This window comes from Hypericibacter terrae, assembly GCF_008728855.1.
Taxonomy (GTDB): Bacteria; Pseudomonadota; Alphaproteobacteria; order Dongiales; family Dongiaceae; genus Hypericibacter; species Hypericibacter terrae.
Map to the genome: position 1 here is coordinate 1,154,994 of NZ_CP042906.1, position 14,996 is coordinate 1,169,989.

Annotated in this window: 12 protein-coding genes; 5 read left to right on the top strand and 7 right to left on the bottom strand. The window is 67.2% G+C overall.

The window, feature by feature from the left end; all coding sequences use genetic code 11:
• The first annotated feature begins 24 nt into the window (after positions 1 to 24).
• Genes FRZ44_RS05395 through FRZ44_RS05405 form a run of 3 tightly spaced genes read left to right on the top strand, consistent with a single transcriptional unit; the run spans position 25 to position 4,264 of the window.
• Positions 25 to 1,329 (top strand): oligosaccharide flippase family protein, encoded by a 1,305-nt coding sequence (locus FRZ44_RS05395; protein WP_151176213.1) that lies wholly within the window; start codon positions 25 to 27, stop codon positions 1,327 to 1,329.
• Complete coding sequence (locus FRZ44_RS05400) at positions 1,329 to 2,516, top strand: glycosyltransferase (protein ID WP_151176214.1); 1,188 nt, start codon at positions 1,329 to 1,331, stop codon at positions 2,514 to 2,516. The genes FRZ44_RS05395 and FRZ44_RS05400 overlap by 1 nt, the downstream gene beginning before the upstream one ends.
• Positions 2,513 to 4,264, top strand: coding sequence for an ArnT family glycosyltransferase (locus FRZ44_RS05405; protein WP_151176215.1), 1,752 nt, complete (start codon positions 2,513 to 2,515; stop codon positions 4,262 to 4,264). Before FRZ44_RS05400 ends, FRZ44_RS05405 begins: the two co-directional genes overlap by 4 nt.
• A 70-nt stretch (positions 4,265 to 4,334) precedes the next feature.
• Here the strand turns inward: FRZ44_RS05405 and FRZ44_RS05410 are convergent, their stop codons facing one another.
• Positions 4,335 to 5,099 carry an SDR family oxidoreductase gene (locus FRZ44_RS05410; RefSeq protein ID WP_151176216.1) on the bottom strand — a complete coding sequence of 255 codons (765 nt, stop codon included), beginning with the start codon at positions 5,097 to 5,099 and terminating at the stop codon, positions 4,335 to 4,337.
• Positions 5,100 to 5,303: 204 nt separating this feature from the next.
• Here FRZ44_RS05410 and FRZ44_RS05415 point away from each other — a divergent pair, with 204 nt between their 5' ends.
• Both FRZ44_RS05415 and FRZ44_RS05420 read left to right on the top strand, forming a co-directional pair.
• Positions 5,304 to 7,370: an oxidoreductase gene (locus FRZ44_RS05415; protein ID WP_151176217.1), complete on the top strand. Its 2,067-nt coding sequence runs from the start codon at positions 5,304 to 5,306 to the stop codon at positions 7,368 to 7,370.
• Positions 7,371 to 7,646: 276 nt separating this feature from the next.
• Positions 7,647 to 7,934, top strand: coding sequence for a DUF2218 domain-containing protein (locus tag FRZ44_RS05420; protein WP_225308555.1), 288 nt, complete (start codon positions 7,647 to 7,649; stop codon positions 7,932 to 7,934).
• A gap of 212 nt (positions 7,935 to 8,146) precedes the next feature.
• Here the strand turns inward: FRZ44_RS05420 and FRZ44_RS05425 are convergent, their stop codons facing one another.
• The 6 genes from FRZ44_RS05425 to FRZ44_RS05450 form a co-directional block, all read right to left on the bottom strand.
• A complete protein-coding gene (locus FRZ44_RS05425; protein ID WP_151176218.1) occupies positions 8,147 to 9,601 on the bottom strand; it encodes an AMP nucleosidase in 1,455 nt (484 codons plus the stop codon).
• A gap of 71 nt (positions 9,602 to 9,672) precedes the next feature.
• Entirely contained in the window at positions 9,673 to 10,614 is a 942-nt protein-coding gene (locus tag FRZ44_RS05430; protein ID WP_151176219.1) for a phosphatidate cytidylyltransferase, read from the bottom strand.
• A complete protein-coding gene (locus FRZ44_RS05435) occupies positions 10,611 to 11,267 on the bottom strand; it encodes a lysophospholipid acyltransferase family protein (protein ID WP_151176220.1) in 657 nt (218 codons plus the stop codon). The genes FRZ44_RS05430 and FRZ44_RS05435 overlap by 4 nt, the downstream gene beginning before the upstream one ends.
• A gap of 147 nt (positions 11,268 to 11,414) precedes the next feature.
• Positions 11,415 to 11,897 carry a hypothetical protein gene (locus tag FRZ44_RS05440; RefSeq protein ID WP_151176221.1) on the bottom strand — a complete coding sequence of 161 codons (483 nt, stop codon included), beginning with the start codon at positions 11,895 to 11,897 and terminating at the stop codon, positions 11,415 to 11,417.
• Positions 11,894 to 13,240, bottom strand: a complete 1,347-nt coding sequence (locus FRZ44_RS05445; protein WP_151176222.1) for a phosphatase PAP2/dual specificity phosphatase family protein — start codon at positions 13,238 to 13,240, stop codon at positions 11,894 to 11,896. Before FRZ44_RS05445 ends, FRZ44_RS05440 begins: the two co-directional genes overlap by 4 nt.
• Positions 13,237 to 14,985 carry a bifunctional alpha/beta hydrolase/class I SAM-dependent methyltransferase gene (locus FRZ44_RS05450; protein WP_151176223.1) on the bottom strand — a complete coding sequence of 583 codons (1,749 nt, stop codon included), beginning with the start codon at positions 14,983 to 14,985 and terminating at the stop codon, positions 13,237 to 13,239. The genes FRZ44_RS05445 and FRZ44_RS05450 overlap by 4 nt, the downstream gene beginning before the upstream one ends.
• Positions 14,986 to 14,996: the final 11 nt, after the last annotated feature.

A 14,996-nucleotide genomic window follows, 5' to 3' on the forward strand; every position in this document is an offset into this window, starting at 1 on the left:
GCCGGCGGATCGGCCGATCTCCCCATGAGAATCTCTCCCGGCCTCAGCTCCATCCTGCGGAACTTCGGTTTCCTTCTCGGCAGCCAGATGCTGACGACGTTGATCGGGTGCGGCTATGCCATTCTCCTGGCGCGGCTGCTGGGTCCGGACCTCTATGGCACGCTGACCTATGGCTATTCCTGGTACCTGACCTTCATCACCTTGACCTATCTCGGGCTCGACATGGTGCTCGCTCGGGAAGTCGGCCGCGATCCCGCGCGGGCCCCGAGCCTGGCGGGGTCCACCTTGGCCCTCCGCGCCGCGATTGCCACCCTGGTCGCTATTCTGTCCGCGGTCGCCGGCTGCGTTTTCGAGCCGAATCAGACGGCACGCCCTTTGATCCTCGTTCTTTCCGGCGCCCTTCTCGGCCGCGCGATCTGGCTCTGGTGCAGCTCGGCTTTCGTCGCCTTCGAGGTCACGCGCCGTCAGTTGCCGATAGACCTCTTCTTTCGGCCGCTCGAATTCGTGATCGTCATGCTGACGCTCTGGTTCCTGGCGCCGCAAAATATCCTCGCGATCGGCATCATCCACGCGACGCTGTGGTGGATGCAGGCGGCCGTGGGCGTCTTCATCGTCGCCAGGAAGGTCACGCGCATCGATTTCACCGGCCTTTCGGCAAAGGCGCTTCGGCTGATCGGGACGGGCGTCCCCGGCGCCATCTACACCATGACGGTGACCTGGTTTCTGCAGGCACCGATCGTGCTGTTTCGACAGATCGCGGGCGTCGGCGACACGCTGGGGCATTTCGCGCTGTCCATGCAGATCACCGGATATCTGCTCACGATCCCCTATCTCGTCGGAAGCGTGGCACTGCCGGTCCTGTCGCGCTCGGCGGTGCGGGACGACGGAAAAACTCGTAGTGCCGCGAGGGCGATGCTGGTGGCCATTCCCGCCGTCGGCGCGGCGCTCAGTCTGCTGGGCACCTGGTTGGCACCGTCGCTGACATCCCTGGTCTTCGGCCTGGAATATCTCCAGGCTGGGCGCATCCTGGGCGAGGCGATCTGGCTGCTGATACCGATCAGCCTCGCCATCGGCCTGCAGCAGGTCTTGTTCTCCTGCCGCGCCAATCTCGGCCTTGCCTCGATCTTCTCCATCGTCGGCATCGTCGCCATGGTGGCGCTCTATGCGCCCCTGGCCCGGGCCTTCTCCTATCACGGGGCGCTGCTGGCCACCGGCATCGGCATGTCGATCTGGGCCGGCGGAATCGCCCTGGCGCTGGTCACGGCCGGCATACTTTCCAGGCCGCCCCGGGATTCCCTGGCGGGCGTGGCGCAGGGGAACCTTCCCTGATGCCGACATGTCCCGGGCAAGTCCGCGCCGTCATCTGGGGGACCTATGATCTGGGCAAGCCCCGGACCCGGATTCTCATTCGCGGGCTGCGCGAGGCGGGCGTCGATCTCGCGGAATGCCATGCCGAGGTCTGGGCCGGGGTCGAGGACAAGGCGCATAGCAATCGGTGGGCCATCCTCGGCCGGATGGCGAGGATGCTCGCGGCCTATCCCGGATTGATCTGGCGCTATCTGCGCGCGCCGTCCCATGACGTCGTCATCGTCGGATATCTCGGTCATCTCGACGTGCTGATGCTGTGGCCGTTCGCCCGGTTGCGCGGCATCCCGATTGTCTGGGACGCCTTCCTGTCGCTCTACGAGACCGTCGTCGAGGATCGCGCCATGCTGCGGCCGCGGCACCCGGTGGCGCGCCTCCTCTGGGCCTGGGACTGGCTCGCCTGTCGGGCAGCCGATCTGGTGCTGCTCGATACAGCGGCCCATGCGCGCTGGTTCGAGACGAGCTTCGGCTTGCCGGCAGGCCGCACGGCCTCGCTCTTCGTCGGTGCCGAGCCCGGGTCATTCGCGCCCTTGCCGGAGCGCGGCTCGCGACGGCCGGGCCAGCCCTGCCGGGTTCTGTTCTACGGGCAGTTCATTCCCCTGCACGGCATCGAGACCATCGTCGAGGCCGCCGCGCGATCCGATCCGAACAGTCTGGCCTGGACCATCATCGGGACGGGGCAGGAGGCGTCGCGGATTCGCGAGCGGCTTGCGGCGCGGCCGGTGCCGCATCTGACATGGATCGACTGGGTCCCCTATGCGGAGCTCCGGGAACAAATGGCGGAGGCCGACATCTGCCTCGGCATCTTCGGTGAATCCGGCAAGGCAGCCCGGGTAATCCCCAACAAGGCGTTCCAGGTGATTGCGGCGGGGCGTCCGCTGGTCACCCGGGAGTCTCCGGCCATGCGGGAGTGGATCGGCGACGGGGCCCGTGGCGTCAGGCTCGTCAGGGCCGGCGACGCCGATGCGCTCCTCGCGGGCATCCGCGATCTCGTCGCTTCGGGGGAAATGGAGCCCGATGCCGGCTCGTTCGAAAGGTTGCGGAGCCAGATCGGCCCCGATTCCATCGGGCGCAGCTTCAAAGACCTCATCATGTCCTTGCCGATCCGCGATGGGAACTCGGCCAGGAAGTTGAAGGCGACATCGCCATGAGCGAGGCCGTCACCCCGGTATCGGCGCTGCCGCATCCTGCCGGCGTTTCCGGTCGGATCGCCCTGCGAGCCAGGCTCCTGCTGGTGGGCGCGCTCGCATTCGCGCTCGGGCTGAAGCTCGTTCTCATCTTCCGCATCAACATCAACTGGGACGAGTTCTACTATCTGTCCTTCGTGCAGGACTATCTGCGCGGGTCCGTCAGCGACCGGTTCCAGACGATCCATGTCCATTTCTTCTCCTGGCTGCCGGCGGTGGCCGAAAGCGAGATCGGACAGATTCTGATCGCCCGGGCCGTCATGGCGTGCTGCGCGATCGGCAGCGCCCTGCTGCTGCTGGGCATCGCGCGGCGCTTCCTCTCGCGCGAGGCCGCGTTGTTCGGTGTGCTGGGTTATCTCTCCACCACCGCAGTCATCGAGCATGGCACCAGCTTCCGGACCGATTCGATCGCGACGCTGCTCGTTCTCCTGTCGCTGTTCCTCGTGCTGCGAAAGCCGGGGGGACCGCGCGGCGCTGCCTTTGCCGGCGTCGCGCTGGCCGTGGCCATGCTGGTCACGATCAAGACGGCGTTCTACGTCGCACTCATCGGCCCGGTGATCTGGTGCCTCGGCGCCGGGTCCCGCGACCGCGTCCGCCTCGCGCTCGCTTTCGGCCTGAGCTTCGGGCTGGTCCTCGGCGGCCTCTACATGCTGCATGTCTTCAGCCTGGCGCAGCCCGCCATCGGCGGCGCGACCGGGTATCTGCGCGGAACGGCAGCGAAGGTGTTCCTCGAGGACGGCCCGATGCCCCGATGGCCGGAGCTGCTCGTCGATATCGCCCAGAATCCCCTCTATTGGTTCCTCGCGGTCCAGGGCGCGGTGATCGCGTGGCGGGCGGCCCGTGCGCGCGACACGGACGGCGGATGGGAGCGCTGGCTTCCCCTGCTGCTCGCGGTTCCGATCCTGACGCCGCTCATCTATCGCAATGCGTTCGCCTATTACTACGCCTTCATTCTGCCGCCGGCCGCGATCCTCGTCGGCCTCGTCTATGATCGGATTCGGCAGAGCGCCTCTGACGCAAGACAGCTTCGGAGTCTGAGGCTGCTCGCCCTGCTGATCGTTTTCCAGATCGGCATCTTGCTGCTTCGCACGACGGCGAACCTGCCCGATGCGATCGGGCCGCAACGCGGGACCCTGGATGTGGTCCATGCCGTCTTCCCCGAGCCGGTTCCCTATATCGACGGCTATGGCGTCGTGTCGGGTTTCCCGCGGGCGGGTTTCTTCATGAGCAGCTGGGGCGTTGACAAATATCGCGACGCGGGCGAGCCGGTGTTCCGGGACCTCGTGGCGAAGGCGCAGCCGCCGCTGCTCCTCGCGGATTCGCCGTCGCTCTACGGCGCCCTGGTCCCCGGCGTGACCGTGGTCCCGGAGCGGGCGCTGTTGCCGGAAGACGTCGCCTTCCTCCAGGCCAACTATCTGCAGCATTGGGGCATGATCTTCGTCGCCGGCAAGGATCTCGATCTGCCGGTCTCCGGCGATGCCACCGAATTCGAAATCGCCATCGGCGGCGACTATCGCCTCGAGTCCGACGCGCCGCTTCTGATCGACGGGATCATGCGGAGGCCGGGGGACGTCGTCACGCTTGCCATCGGCATCCATTCGATCGATGCCGATCCGGGCACCATCCATGTGAATCTGCGCTGGGCCGCGGCCCTGCCGCCCCCGCCGGGTGAGCCCACGGATCTCTGGACCTTCTTCTCGGCCTCGCAATGAATCGAGCCGCCGCGGGCCCCGCGCGGGGAAGGGGGCTGCCGCCTCCGGACCCGAGCCGGGTCTTCCGGTCTCAGAACACGCTGCCGAAGCCGCCATCGACCATGAGCTGATGGCCGTTCACGTATGAGGCCGCGTCCGACGCCAGGAACACGGCCGCGCCGGCGATTTCCGGCGGCTTGCCCCAGCGCCTCAGCGGCGTGCGGCCCTTGACCCAGGCGGTGAACTCGTCGTTGGCGAGGAGGGCCTCGTTCATCTCGGTCTCGAAATAGCCGGGCCCGATCGCATTGACGGTGATGCCCTGCGGCCCGAGCTCGGCCGCCAGCGCCTTGGTCAACCCCCAGAGCCCGCTCTTGGCCGAGACATAGGCCGGGATGGTGGCGCGCGCGAGATTGGCCGCGATCGAGGTGGTGAAGATGATCCGGCCGGCACCCTGGCGGATCATCGGCGCCGAGGCCTCGCGCGCCAGCACGAAGCACGCCGAGAGATTGGTGTCGATCACGCGCTGCCAGTCGGCGAGCTTCCAGTCGCCCAGCGCCGCGCGATGCTGGATCCCGGCATTGCCGATGACGATGTCGAGCCGCCCTTGTCGCGCGACAATCGCGGGAATCGCGTCGCGGACCGCGACCTCGTCGGTGACGTCGAAGGCGAGCGCGCTGGCCCCGAGGCCGCGGTCGGCGAGTTCCTTCGCCTTGAGCGCGAGTTTGGCTTCGTCGCGGCCATTGATGACGACATGCGCGCCGGCCTCGGCCAGCCCCGTCGCCATCGCCCAGCCGAGCCCGCGCGAGGCGCCGGAGACCAGCGCCACCTTGCCCGTCAGCGAAAACATCCCGGTCATGCGCGTGTCCTCTGGCTTTGCGAAATGAAACGGACCCGAGTGTGGCGAGGCGCGGCACCCGGGGCAAGACCAAGGGGCCATTGGTCTCAAAAACAACGCCCCTGGCGGGCCCCCTGGCGAATCGTGTGTTATGGCGGTACCTCGGTGCCGCGATGCCCGCGCGTGCCCCGATTCGCATTCCTGCTGACCCTGAGAGAGCATTCCATGTCACGTGATCCCCGCTACGACATCCTGTTCGAGCCCGTCCGCATCGGCCCGGTGACCGCGAAGAACCGTTTCTTCCAGGTGCCGCATTGCAACGGCATGGGCATCACCTATCCGAGCTCGATGATCGGCATGCGCGGCATGAAGGCCGAAGGCGGCTGGGCCGTGGTCTGCACCGAGGAGACCGACATCCATCCGAGCGGCGATCTATCGCCGCTGGCCGAGGGCAGGCTCTGGGACGATCTCGACATTCCGGTCTTCGCCCGCATGAACGAGGCGATCCACAAGCATGGGGCGCTGGCGGGCGTCGAGCTCGCCCATACCGCCAACCGCGATGCCTGCCTCTTCAGTCGCGAGGTGCCGGTCAATGTCAGCCACGCGCCGGCGGGCGAGGGCTATTACCCGGCCCAGGCGCGCCGCATGGACCGCGCCGATATCCGCAATTACCGCCGCTGGCATCGCGAGGCCGCGCTCCGGGCCGAGCGCGCCGGCTTCGACATCATCTATGTCTATGTCCGCGCCTATACCTCGATCAACGGCAACTTTCTCTCGCGCACGCTGAACGACCGCACCGACGAGTACGGCGGCAGCCTCGAGAATCGCCTGCGGCTGACCCGCGAGGTGACCGAGGACATGGTCGAGGCGGTGGGCGGGCGCTGTGCCGTCGCGATCCGCTGGACCGTCGACGACCCGATGAAACCAGACGGCCAGCCCGATCTCGCCGAGGGCCGGGAGGTGATCGAGATGCTGGCCGAGCTGCCCGATCTCTGGGACGTGAATTTGCGCGAATGGGTCCGCGATTCCATGCCGTCCCGCTTCGGGCCGGAAGGATCGCAGGAGGAATTCATCCGCTTCGTCAAGACGGTGACGACGAAACCCGTGGTCGGCGTCGGCCGCTTCACCTCGCCCGACACGATGGTCTCGCAGGTGCGCCGCGGCCTGCTCGATTTCATCGGCGCCGCCCGGCCCTCGATCGCCGATCCCTTCCTCCCGAAGAAGATCGAGGAAGGCCGCATCGACGATATCCGCGAATGCATCGGCTGCAATATGTGCGTCTCCTCCGACTTCACCATGGTGCCGATGCGCTGCACCCAGAACCCGACCGCCGGCGAGGAATGGCGCAAGGGCTGGCATCCGGAGAAGATCGCGGCGAAGAAATCCGACGACAATGTGCTGATCGTGGGAGCGGGTCCGGCGGGCCTCGAGGCCGCCCGGGCGCTGGGCCAGCGCGGCTATGAGGTGACCCTGGCCGAAGCAAGGCAAGAGGTGGGCGGCCGCGTCGCACTGGAAAGCAGACTGCCGGGCCTCGCCACCTGGGGCCGCGTGCGCGATTATCGCCTGCAGCAGATCCGGCGCATGCCGAACCTGCAGCTCTATCTCGACAGCCGGCTCAGCGCCGAGGACATCCGCGGCTACGGCTTCGCCAAGGTGGTGATCGCGACCGGCGGCCATTGGCGGCGCGACGGGATCGCTCGCTGGCGCTCGACCCCGATCCCGGGCCTCGATCTCGCTCATGTGCTGACGCCCGACGACATCTTCGCCGGCAAGGCCGTGACGGGTCCCGTCGTGGTCTATGACGACGACCATTACTATATGGGCGGCGTGCTGGCGGAGAAGCTGCGGCTGGAGGGCCATGAGGTGACGCTGGTGACGCCGGCCTCCGACATCTCGACCTGGACCAAATTCACGCTCGAGCAGCCGATGATCGAGCAGCGCCTCCATGAGATCGGCGTGTCGGTCCTCGAGAAGCATCTCGTGGCCTCCGCCAAGGAAGGCGAGATCGAGCTCGAGCACAGCCACAACGGCGCCCGCCGGCGCATGGCATGCGGGACGCTGCTGCTGGTGACGATGCGGCTGCCGAATGACGGCATTTATCTCGAATTGTCGGAAAGCGCCGAGGCGCTCGAGGCCGCCGGCATCACCTCGCTCGCGCGCATCGGCGACTGCCACGCGCCCTCGACGATCGCCGCCGCGGTCTATGCCGGCCATCGCTATGCGCGCGAGATGGACGAGCCGGAGGCCGAAATCGCCTTCAGGCGCGAGCTGATCGCGCTGGCGCCGTCATGAGCGGCAACGCGTCGCGGCCGATTGTTTCATTTGTTACTAACCATGAATGTCCCGCTTCGGAATGATCGGTACATAAGTCCTTGATCCTCTGACGACGCGATCGCCGATCGTGGCGGCATTGCGGCGCGACGTGGTTAGCGGGCTGCGCGCTGCTACAGACGGTCGCGGTGACTCCGCGCCTCGATGTTCCCATCTTGCGCGCATGAGCGGTTGCCGCGGACCCTTTACACCCGCGGGCTGATGCCGCCTTTAGGAGTCATGATGTCCGGGATCTCGATGTCCGAGGCCCGCGTCGCCACCGAAAACGGCGCGCGCTATGTGCAGCAGCTGTGCAAGCACTGGGCCCACAAATTCGTCGTGCAGTACACCGCGCGGAACGGCCGCGTCGATTTCGGCGAGGGCCGCGCCCTGGCGTTCGCCGTCAGCGCCGGTCATCTCAGCCTGCTGGCCAAGGCGCCGGATGGCGATACGCTCTCGAAGCTCGAAGCGGTCGTCGCCGATCACCTGAAGCGCTTCGCCTCCCGCGAAGGGCTCGAGGTGAATTTCGCGCCGGTGATGCTCTAGCCTCGTTCGGCTCCACCATCCTCCTCCTTCACCCCTCCCCCCTTGAGGGGGAGGTTAGGGTGGGGGGTGATCGAAGAGCACGATGATCGAAGAACTTTCCGCCGCGCGAACATAGTCCGCATCGAGAGTGCGTCCACCCCCCACCCCAGCCTCCCCCTCAAGGGGGGAGGTGAAGAAAGCTTAAGGCTGGCTCTTGATGGCTAGTCTTGAGTTTACCGGAAGGGCGGCTCGTCGAAGCTCCTGAGCTTGCGCGAGTGGAGCGAGCCGAGCTGGCTGCGCAGCAGCTCCACGGCGGTCAGGCCGATCTTCAGATGCTCGCCCACCGCGCGCTTATAGAAGGCGGTCGCGGCCCCCGGCAGCTTGATCTCGCCATGCAGCGGCTTGTCGGAGACGCAGAGCAGCGTGCCGTAGGGTACCCGTAGGCGATAGCCCTGGGTCGCCAGCGTGCCGCTCTCCATATCGACGGCGATGGCGCGGCCCAGATTGATGCGCCTTCGTTCCTGCGCCCAGCGCAGTTCCCAGTTGCGGTCGGCATAGCTGACGACGGTGCCGGTGCGCAGGCGCCGCTTCAGCCCGTCGCCGCGCTCGCCGGTAACGAGGCCGGCCGCCTCCTGCAAGGCGAGCTGCACCTCGGCCAGCGCCGGGACCGGCACCTCCGGCGGCACCAGCTCGTCGAGGATGCGGTCGCGGCGCAGATAGCCATGCGCCAGCACATAATCGCCGATGGTCTGCGATTGCCGCAGGCCGCCGCAATGGCCGATCATCAGCCAGCAATTGGGACGCAGCACCGCCAGATGATCGGTCGCGTTCTTGGTGTTTGAGGGGCCGACGCCGATATTGATGATGGTGACGCCGCCCTGGCCGTCGCTGCGCAGCAGGCTGTAGGCCGGCATCTGGAAGCGTTCCCAGGGGGCGGCCGTCACGGTCGCCATCGCGGTCTCGCTGTCGTCGCCGCGCCGCACCGAGCCGCCGCCCGGCAGCACCAGCTCGGTATAGGGCCCGTCGGGCCGCGCCAGCTCCTCCAGCCCCCATTGCACGAACTGATCCACATAGCGCTGATAGTTGGTGCAGAGGATCCAGGGCTGGATCGAGCGCCAGGAGGTGCCGGTGTAATGCAGCAGCCGGCGCAGCGAGAAATCGACCCGAACGGCGTCGAACAGGGCCAGCGGCCGCGGCTGGCCTTCCTTGGTCTCCCATAGCCCGTCGGCGATCTCGTCGCCGACGCTGGCCAAGGCCGGCGTCGGGAAATGGCGCGCCAGCTCGGAGACCGAAATGTCGCCATGGACGAACTCGTCGCCGGATTCGATGACGAAGGGGTAGGGGATCTCCTGCTCGCTGACGCGGACCTCGATCCGCGCGCCGAACTCCTCGACCAGCGGCCGGAGCTGCTCCAGCAGATAGGAGCGGAAGTGGGCCGGCTGCGTCACGGTGGTGGCATAGACGCCGGGCGACTGGAACTTGGCCCAGGCCCGGCGCGTGAACTGCACCGCGCCCTCGGGCTGCCAGTGGACGCGCAGTTCGGGATAGCGCAGCCGGGCGCGCTCGGCCGCGGTGGGCACGGTGCCCTTCTCGACGTAGAGTGCCACGGCGTTGCGCAGCGCCATCGAGGCGGTGCGATGCAGTTCCTCGAGGCGGTCGACCGCCTGCTCGGGCGTCAGATGGCTCATCGGCTCTCACCGGTTCCGCGGCTGGGCGCCTTCAGGGTCGGAGGCGCCGATGCCGAGATATCCGCCGGAGTCTACACCGCCCACCAGAACCGGGTCAGGTGGAAGAAGACGGGCGCGGCGAAGATCACCGAGTCGAGCCGGTCGAGCATGCCGCCATGGCCCTCGATCATCTGGCCCCAGTCCTTGACCCCGCGGTCGCGCTTGATGGCCGACATGACGAGCCCGCCGCAAAAGCCCATCAGATTGACGACCAGGGCCATCAGACCCGCCTGCCACCAGGCGAAGGGCGTGATCCACCAGAGGGCGGCGCCGAGCGCCGTGGCGCTGGCGACCCCGCCAACAAAACCTTCGATGGTCTTGGAGGGCGACAGGCGGGGCGCGATCTTGTTCCGGCCGATCAGCTTGCCCCAGACATATTGCAGCACGTCGCTCGCCTGCACGACCATGATCAGGAACACGATCAGCATCGCGTTCTGGCCCTCATAGCCGGGGATATGGAGCGTGAGCAGGGCCGGCGCGTGGGAGACGCAGAAGACCGACACCATCAGGCCCCACTGCACCTCGGCAATGCGCGAGATGAACAGGGTGGTGTCGCCGCGCAAGGCGGCGATGATCGGCATCCCCAGAAACACATAGACCGGGATGAAGATCGAATAGATCCCGTACTGATTATCACCGATCAGCAGATATTGCGCCGGCAGCACGATGAAGAAGGCGGTGGCGAGCGCGATATGGTCGCCGCGGCGCGTCGGTGTGAGCGTGATGAACTCGCGCAAGGCGGTGAAGGAACAGAAGGCGAAGAGCACCAGTACGCCCGTCTTGCCGAGCGCGAAGGCGATGGCGATCAGCACCACCATCACCCACCAGGCCTTGATGCGGCTGTTCAGGTTCGCGATCGTGGCGCTGGGCTGGTCCTGCTGGCGGCGCGCGAGGAGATACCCCACCAGCGACGCCGTCACCAGCACGACGAGGATGCCGGCGACCAGCCAGAGCCATTTTGCCATGGGGCTCATCGGGCGGCTTCCTTCGCGGCCTTGGTCTCTTCGTCGGGCTCCGGCGCCAGGGCCAGCAGGGCCGCCCGGCTGCGGGTGCAGAAATCGGGCTTGCGTTCGCCTTCCTCGAGATGGATCGGCGCACCGAAGGTCACGGTGCAGAGGAGGGGCACCGGCACGAACTCGCCCTTGGGCATGACCCGGTTGAGATTGTCGATCCAGACCGGCACCAGCTCCACATCCGGCCGGCGCTGGGCCAGGTAGTAGATGCCGCGCTTGAAAGGCAGCAGCAGCGAAGGGCCGGTGTTGCGCGTGCCCTCGGGGAACAGGATCAGCGAGGAGCCCTCGTCGAGCGCTTTCGTCATGGGCTCGACCGGATCGACGGTCCGGGTGACGACATTGCGATCGATCAGCACGGAATTGAAGGCATTGACCGCGATATAGCGGCGAGCCGGGCTCTTCAGCCAATAGTCGGCCGCCGCCACGGGCCGCGTGGTCTTGCGCAGCTCCGGCGGCAGGGCGGTGCGGATCAGGATGAAATCGCCATGACTCGAGTGATTGGCGAAATAGATGCGGGGGCGCGCTTCCGGCACGCAGCCCAACCAATCGCCCCTGACCCCCGTGATCAGGTGAGCCGCGGTGGTGGCCGCCACCGCGACGATATTGTCGATCAAAGCGTGGTCTCCCCTCGAACCCGGCCGGAGCCAGATCGGACCGGCTTCAATAAGCCGTTCCGACCTGGCTCCGATTCAAATGACCAGAGGCTGATTCACGTATCAAGCCGTTTCGGCTTGATACGATCAGGCCCTGTGCGGGCCTTGTCATTGTAGCGCGAGAATGCCCGCCGCCACGACCATCGTCGCCAGCTGCAAGCCGAGGCAGAGGGCCTGGCGGCGCAGCAGCTTGCGCGCGCCGCCGATGCGGTCGTCGAGCGGGCGCGAGCCGGCCGTCTTGGGACGCAAGCCCAGCCAGATCAGGCTGGCATCGAGCTGGTCGAGGCCGGTCAGCGCGCTGCCGGCGGCGAGCTCGCGAAACAGCGCCGCGTCGAAGCCGACCCGGAAGGCGAAATAGAGCTCGGCCAGGCCCAGCGCGATGGCCAGGCCCAGGGCACCGGCCACCACGTTCCAGGTTTCCGAACGCATCTGGGGTGCGAGGAGCGCGAGCAAGGGGAGCAGGATCAGGGCCGCGGCGGTCAGGAGCCGCGACAGCCGGTCGAGGATCCGGCCCTGTTCCAGGAAGGCCGCGGTCGCGATCATCAGGGCGGGGTTGCTGGGCGGGGTGACCCGGCCCGGCGGGGTCATCATGACGACTTCCTCGGGGCGGCTTCATCGATGGCGGCACGCGCCGCCATCTTAAGCCTGACATGAGGCCAGGCGCGCCGGATTTCCTCGATTGCATCTTCTCCACTATCGCGATGATGAATCGCCAGCCAGGTCGCGATGGCCGCCGCACTGCGCGAGAAGCCCAGGGCACAGCAGACGAGGACGGGCCCGCGCGGGCGCGCCTCCTCGATCAACCGCGCGGCCTCGCGCAGGCGGTCGGGCTCGGGTGCCACCAGATCCAGCATCGGCAGAGCCCGGCATTGCGCTCGCGCGGCCGTGGCCGGCAGCTCGGCGCAAAGATCGATCACCGTGGCGAAACGGGCGGCCTCGGCCCGGCGCGGCAGGCCGCTGATATGAACGCCGTCGCGGATCTCGACGGCGGGGCCCTGGCCGCGGCGCCAGAGCCAGCCATTGAGCGCGGCGGGCAGGAGATAAGGCAGCAGCAGGATGACGGCGCCGAGGCTCATGCGCCCGTCGGTCGCCTTTCCGAAACCTTCGGGCCCGAACAGCGCGTAGTTGGCGGCCACCAGGGTCAGGGCGAAGGACAGCCAGAACAACCACCATCCCCAGCCGTCGATGGCGAACGCCGCGCCGGCCGCGAGGGCGGCGCCCAGGGCATAATAGAACGCCAGCACGAGGCGCAGCGGATCACGCGCCAGCCTGACGTTCGTCAGCGGGCTGGGCACGCTGTCGGGCCAGAGCCAAAGCGCGAAGAAGCCCAGCGCGGCACCGGTGGGCAGGTCGAAGAAATGATGCTGATAGGTGGTCAGAACGGATATGCCGATCAGCGCCATCCAGAGATGGAGCGGCCAGACCAGCCAGCGCGGGACGTGGCGCGCATAGACCACCCACAGCACGACCAGCAGGGCGATATGCAGCGAGGGCGCCTGGTTGAAGGGTTTGTCGAAGCTGGTGAGCGCGTCGAACATGAATCCCGGCATGCCGGTCATGTCGGGCCGGCCGAAGGTGAAACGCAGCGGGAAGAGGATGAAGCAGGCCACGGCGCCGATCTGACAGGTCAGCAGCCGGCGCGCATGGGTGTCGAGCTCGGCGCGGCTGGCGCAGATGAAGACCGAGATCGCATAGAGCAGGTCGATCGACCAATAGGGAATGATGGTCCAGGGGACGAACGGGATCCGATGTTCCCAGCCGAACACCACGGAACCGACGTCGCTGCGCTGCGTCGCCAGATAATTGGCGAGCCCGTAGCTGGCGAAGAAGAAGGGTCCGAGGAAGGCGAGCCAAAGGATCGCGCGGCGCCAGGGACGTGGTTCCGCCGCTCCGGCTTCCGTCGCGCCTGCCGCGTCGGATCGATCCAACGTCATCCGGCGATCCGCTGCGCCAGCGAGACGGTGAAGATGCCGTCTTCGTCGATCCGCTGCTCCAGCTTGCGGAAGCCGGCATGGGCGACGAGCTGGTCCATCTCGGCCTGCGTGCGCCGGCGCATGATCCAGGCCTGGCCCTGGCGATGGCTGGTCAGCGCCCGCGCGATCAGCTCGAGCTGCGGATGCCAGGGCTGGCCGGTATAGACCAGATAGCCGCCGGCATCGACGGCGTCGGCCACGCCTGCCAGCGAGCGGCGGATCATGTCGTTGTCGGCGAAGAGCTCATAGAGACCCGACACCACCGCGAGGGTCGGACGGGGCGTCACGGCGGCGAGGCTGGCGCGGTCGAAGGCGTCGGCCTGCTCGAACCGGGCGATGGCGCCCAGGCCCTTCTGCTCGATGAGGGCGCGGCCGGCGGCGACATTGATGTCGCTGTAGTCGCGCAGCAGGATCGAGTTCGGCTTGATCGGGCTGCCATCGAGCGATTCCAGCACATAGCGCCCATGGCCGGCGGCGATGTCCATCATCCGGATCGGCGATCCCGCCGCCTGGAGCCGCGCCATGGCGATCCGGATCAGCTCCTCGACATGGATCTTGCGCTGGCGGATGCCGCGCCAACCGGGCGAGTCGAGATAAGATTTGTCTGCGGCGCGCCCGATCGGCCCGAGGCCAGTGGGCTTGTTGCGATAGACATAGTCGAGGGTCGAGCCAGAATCGAACCCGGTCTTGTGGCCGAGCGCGATGCCGTCGGAAATGAGCCCGCCAAGCTTCAGATTGTTGCGCATGCCAGCCCAGTAGAGGCCGCGCGGCGACAGGGGCGGCAGCGGCGAGGCCAGCGCGTCGGATTCGTCGCGGGTATAGCCGAATTTGTCGGCGTCCAGCAGGGAGGGGCGGTTCAAGGGCGCGGCGAAGCGGGCCAGGATGAAGGTGCGCGCCTTGTCGATCGCGAGCTTGCGATCCTTCTCGCCCAGCGTGTCGTGATAGAAGCCCGGCAGGATGTGGCGTTCCTTGATCGGCGTGCCGAGCCTCTCATAGAAGCGGTGCTGCGGCCCGTGATGGACCACCCAGTCCGCGCCGGAGATCAGGAGCTGCGTCGGGATGGTGATGGCGCGCGCGTCGGCAACGATCCGCTCGGCCGTGCGGTAGAGCTGCAGCAGGATGTCGACCGAGATGGCGCGCGTGATCAGCGGATCGGAATCGAACGAGGCGATGCGTTCCGGATCGTGGCTCAGGAACTTCGCCTTGACGTAGGACTGGACGTAGAAATGACCGCGCAGCTTGCGCATGAGGCCGAGGCCTGGCCGCGCGAAGGGCACATAGAGCTTCACCTTGAAGGCGGGCGAGGCCAACACCAGGGCGCGGATCTTCGGCGCGTAATCATGGGCCCAGGTGGCGGCCAGCACCGCGCCGACGCTCTGCGCGATCACCGCCATGTCCTCGATCGCGATGCCATGCCCGGTCGCGACATGGTCGATGAAAGTCTGAACGTCGCGCACCGAGGAGCCGAGGCTGGGGCTGAAGCCGCGCTCGCCGGGCGAACGGCCATGACCGCGCGCATCCCAGGCGAAGAAGGCGAAGTCCGGCAGGTCGAGCTCGTCCGGCAGATGCGCGACGCGGCCGGAATGTTCATGGCCGCGGTGAAAAAGCACCACGGCGCCGCGCGGGGCGCCCGCCGCCGGCCAGTACCGATAGAACAGCTCGACCCCGTCATGAGTCAGGAATTTATGTTCTTCGACGGGGCGCATGGCGGCTCCAG

Coding starts and splice junctions, on each gene's coding strand:
- FRZ44_RS05395 (WP_151176213.1), top strand. CDS start 25: ATGAGAATCTCTCCCGGCCTCAGCTCCATCCTGCGGAACTTCGGTTTC.
- FRZ44_RS05400 (WP_151176214.1), top strand. CDS start 1,329: ATGCCGACATGTCCCGGGCAAGTCCGCGCCGTCATCTGGGGGACCTAT.
- FRZ44_RS05405 (WP_151176215.1), top strand. CDS start 2,513: ATGAGCGAGGCCGTCACCCCGGTATCGGCGCTGCCGCATCCTGCCGGC.
- FRZ44_RS05410 (WP_151176216.1), bottom strand. CDS start 5,099: ATGACCGGGATGTTTTCGCTGACGGGCAAGGTGGCGCTGGTCTCCGGC.
- FRZ44_RS05415 (WP_151176217.1), top strand. CDS start 5,304: ATGTCACGTGATCCCCGCTACGACATCCTGTTCGAGCCCGTCCGCATC.
- FRZ44_RS05420 (WP_225308555.1), top strand. CDS start 7,647: ATGTCCGAGGCCCGCGTCGCCACCGAAAACGGCGCGCGCTATGTGCAG.
- FRZ44_RS05425 (WP_151176218.1), bottom strand. CDS start 9,601: ATGAGCCATCTGACGCCCGAGCAGGCGGTCGACCGCCTCGAGGAACTG.
- FRZ44_RS05430 (WP_151176219.1), bottom strand. CDS start 10,614: ATGAGCCCCATGGCAAAATGGCTCTGGCTGGTCGCCGGCATCCTCGTC.
- FRZ44_RS05440 (WP_151176221.1), bottom strand. CDS start 11,897: ATGATGACCCCGCCGGGCCGGGTCACCCCGCCCAGCAACCCCGCCCTG.
- FRZ44_RS05445 (WP_151176222.1), bottom strand. CDS start 13,240: ATGACGTTGGATCGATCCGACGCGGCAGGCGCGACGGAAGCCGGAGCG.
- FRZ44_RS05450 (WP_151176223.1), bottom strand. CDS start 14,985: ATGCGCCCCGTCGAAGAACATAAATTCCTGACTCATGACGGGGTCGAG.